Origin of the sequence: Streptomyces milbemycinicus, assembly GCF_002154605.1 — a bacterium.
GTDB classification, from domain to species: domain Bacteria; phylum Actinomycetota; class Actinomycetes; order Streptomycetales; family Streptomycetaceae; genus Streptomyces; species Streptomyces milbemycinicus.
In genome coordinates this window covers 1-3,537 of sequence record NZ_MUNE01000866.1, presented here as the reverse complement: position 1 = coordinate 3,537, position 3,537 = coordinate 1, and the positions used below count along the sequence as shown (strand labels likewise).

The following is a 3,537-nucleotide window of genomic DNA, read 5'->3' as shown; positions in this document are numbered from 1 at the left end:
GTCGGCCAGGATCTTGGCCACGGCGGTGCCCCAGGACCCGGCCGAGAACACCGCAGCACGTGCCGAATGGCGCTGGGTCACTGCGGGGTCCTCTCGTCAGGGTGGCGGCCGGGCCCGGTCATCGTATCGGCCGCACCGGGCACGGCCGGGGCATTCGCGGTGCGTCGCAGGGTCAGCACAACAGCGCGGCGACCAGGCAGCGTGGGCAGCACCTGGTGCGCCTCGCGCAGCATGTTCTGCGCCTGGGCGTGGCCCAGTTCGCTGCGTAGCTCGTCGGCGTGGGCGATCCACAGCCGATAGAGCCTCTCCCACATCGTGGGCTCGGCGGGCCGCTCGTCCACGCGCTCGACGGTGAGGCCAGCGGCGCGGGCCTGCTCCATCCAGGCGGGGGCGGCGCCCCGCCGCGAGGCCCGGGTCATCACCAGCCGACCCCCCGGGGCCAGGACGCGGCCGAGTTCACGCAGCGCCGCGCCCCGGTCGGCTGCACCGCCAAGGGCGTCCACGCACACGATCCCGTGGGCACTGGCGTCGGGCAGGCCGGTGTCCTCCAGCTCAGCGACGCGGAAGGCGGCCCGCTCGGCGGACAGGCCGAAACGGGGACGGCGGTCGGCCGCCTGGGCGACGGCGACCGAGGAGAGGTCGAAGCCCTCCAGACGCAAGGAGAGGGCGCGGGCCAGCCACAGGCCGATGCCGCCGGTGCCGCTGCCCGCATCCACCAGAAGCTGGCCGGGCCGCATCCGCAGCCGCGCGATCATCAGCCCCAGCAGGGGCCAGTCACAGGAGCTGGAGGCGGCGACCTCGACGGGGTAGTCCTCACCCATCGCCGCGCCGTACAGGCGGGCGACCAGGTCGGTACGGGCGCGGGCGGCGTGGAAGGCGTCGTACTGGGCCGAGCGCTGCTCGGCAGGAGCCTCCGCCGTGGTGGTGGCGTTCATCGGGGCATTGACCTCCTGATCCTCGAACGGGTACCTGGGCACACGACCTGCACGGCGTGGACGGGGGCGTCCGGGGCGGACAGGTCCAGGGCCATCGGCTCGTACCTGGTGACGTGCTTGACTCGCTGCGCCACGTCCCTGGCCTGTTCGGCGAAGCCGCCGACCGCCTGGGTGAAGTGGCCGGTGGCCTCCGGCCACGGCGTGAGCCCCGTGGTATTGGCCGGGTGGAAGGGCGGGGTGTCGAAGCTGCCGGGGTCGCTGGGCAGATCGTCGCGGGTTCCGGCGATGGCGGTCAGCCGGGACTGGGCGGCCTCGGTCAGCGCCCGGGTCAGCGCGATGGCCGGGTCGCTGTGGCAGCCGCCGCCAGCGAAGACGACCGGGTAGTCCTCCGACCACAGGTAGGCGACGCACACCGGCAGCCCGTACGGGCCGTCCACCAGCGCGATTTCCAGCGCCATGCCCGCGGCCACCAGCCGGCCGACCGCTTCGCGGCCGTGGGGGTCGTCGAGCGTGGCGGGCGCGACGAGGGTGCGCCGCCGCCCGCCTGCCTGTCCGTCCCGGTAGAGCACGTCCCGCTCCACCACCTCGAACAGGGCGTGCAGCAGCGCCTCGTCGCGGGTGTTGCCGCACGCCAGGCCGGTGCTGGTCGCGCGCAGCAGGTCTGGGCTCCACTCCGGCCGCTGCGCGCGGCGGCGGACTACGTCGACCGGCAGCAGCGCCTTCTCTCCGCTGATCAGGCCGGTTGCGGGCGTCCACTCCCACACCATGCGGGCTAGGGCGTGCTCGGGGTGGGGGACGGTCAGCGGCAGCGCGACCACGGGGCAGTTTGGGGCGACCTCGGCGGCCGGGCCGTGGGCTGCGACGGTCAGCGGCTGCTCGACGTGCCACAGTTCGATCGCTTCCATGACCGCCGACAGCTTCGCCAGCATGGCGGTGGCGCCCTTGCCCTGGGATGTGCTCAGGGTCTGCGAGGCGGGCCGGATCGCGGTCCAGACCGGAAGCCCGATGCAGTCCAGGCCGGTCAGGTCCGCGACCCGGGTGATGCCGAACTCCGGCAGGCGCCCGGCCACCGCCTCCCACGTCTGATCGGGGGTCCGGGCGCGCACCGTGCCCGGCAGCCTCACCAGGTCTTCAATGTCCACCGCAGGCCGCCTCCTTCCGCTCGGTCGTCTCGTTCATTTCCTCCAGGAGCCCGGGTACGAGCCGCTTGGCCATCTCGACGGCGCGCGCTCCGCAGACCAGTCCGCGCGCGGACGCCTCGGCGTCGAAGTGGTGTTCAGGGCACTGCCATATCCGCTCAAGGAGCTGGCGGGTGAGGTCGTCGCGCACCGCCGCGACCTGGAACCCGGGCCGGCTGCGGCGGGCCTGTGCGAGGGCGGAGGCGTACCGGGTCACTGCCTGGCGGTCCTGCTCCGTCTCGTGTGCCAGCAGTAGGGCCACGGCCTGCTCGTCCCGCAGGTCGACCGCCGGGTGGAACACGCGGTCGGCGGGTAGGTCGCCGCTGGTGACCTGGGCCAGCCGTCCCTCAAGCGGCAGGCCCGGCCCGCCGTCGGCGGGGTGGAGGGAGCGGTGTTCGAGGTAGGCCGTCCATGCCCTGCGGAACTCGGGGTCGAACACCTGCTGGTACACGAGGCGGTCTTCGGTGGACAGCTCCAGCCCGTCCACGCTGTCGCGGGCGAAGGTGTTGGACCAGCGCCGGAAGTACGTTGTCTGCCACGTCGGAGGCGACGGGCAGGCGTTGGCCTGCGGCGCCCTACCATTCAGCGCGGCGCGTATGGCGGCGAGGGCGTCGGCGCGCTTGATGTCGCCGAAGTGCCGGTCCTCCTCCAGCTGCTCGGCCAGCCACCGGGCGAACTGCGTCTCGCCCTGGCGGCGGCAGACGGCCCGCACCGCGGCCGTGGTGCGCTGCGGGTAGTAGACCGCGCGCAGCTCCTCCAGCAGCCCCGTGGCCCGCTCGCTGTGGAGTACCCCAGCACAGACGGCCAGCTGAAGGACCTGCCGGAGGTTGACCACTGGCCAGGTCAGCGGGTGCAAATCTCCGTCCGGGGCCTGCCCGACGGCCACCTCGTCGTCGCCGTCGATCTCTCCGCGGACGTAGGCGGTGTAGACGCTGCCGACGCCGCACATCCCGAACGGCGCGAGCTCGGCCGCCCGCAGCGCGCCAATGCTCGCCGCCCCGATGACCTCAACCCCGCGGCCCATCGCGGCCAGGATCTCCTTGTGGCGCAGTGCCGGCGCCTGGTGATACACCCCGTCGATGATCACTGCTGTGTCGCCACTGCGGATCGCGGCGTCGAACAGATCCCCATGCCGCACCGGCGGCCACACCCGCACGCCCGGCGCGGCCAGTAACGGCTCGGACCGCGGCAGCGTCGGCCCGACGAACACGTGAATCACTGCGACCTCCAAACGGAAGCGGGAGGAGTGCCCCTCCCCGGGCCCCTACGGGGCAGACGAGAAGGGACACCCCCATCAGGACACGCCGGACGGGACTACTCCTCGTCCTCGACGTCCACAGCAACCACCACGGTCCCGGTGATCTCCTCGGGCTTCTCCTTCGCCGACGCCGAGGTTTTGACGGCGGCGAAGGAGAAGCCCGAGG

General features: G+C 73.0%; 3 protein-coding genes. All 3 read right to left on the bottom strand.

Translation table 11 applies throughout. From position 1 onward, the window contains the following. Nucleotides 1-77: 77 nt before the first annotated feature. The 3 genes from CCN51_RS47880 to CCN51_RS47870 are packed head-to-tail and all read right to left on the bottom strand — an operon-like array spanning nucleotide 78 to nucleotide 3,332. Nucleotides 78-935, bottom strand: coding sequence for a class I SAM-dependent methyltransferase (locus tag CCN51_RS47880; RefSeq protein WP_086861030.1), 858 nt, complete (start codon nucleotides 933-935; stop codon nucleotides 78-80). Next, nucleotides 932-2,077: a YcaO-like family protein gene (locus CCN51_RS47875; RefSeq protein WP_245881832.1), complete on the bottom strand. Its 1,146-nt coding sequence runs from the start codon at nucleotides 2,075-2,077 to the stop codon at nucleotides 932-934. The genes CCN51_RS47880 and CCN51_RS47875 overlap by 4 nt, the downstream gene beginning before the upstream one ends. Then, nucleotides 2,067-3,332 (bottom strand): TfuA-like protein, encoded by a 1,266-nt coding sequence (locus tag CCN51_RS47870; protein ID WP_107426285.1) that lies wholly within the window; start codon nucleotides 3,330-3,332, stop codon nucleotides 2,067-2,069. The genes CCN51_RS47875 and CCN51_RS47870 overlap by 11 nt, the downstream gene beginning before the upstream one ends. Between the last annotated feature and the right edge of the window lie 205 nt (nucleotides 3,333-3,537).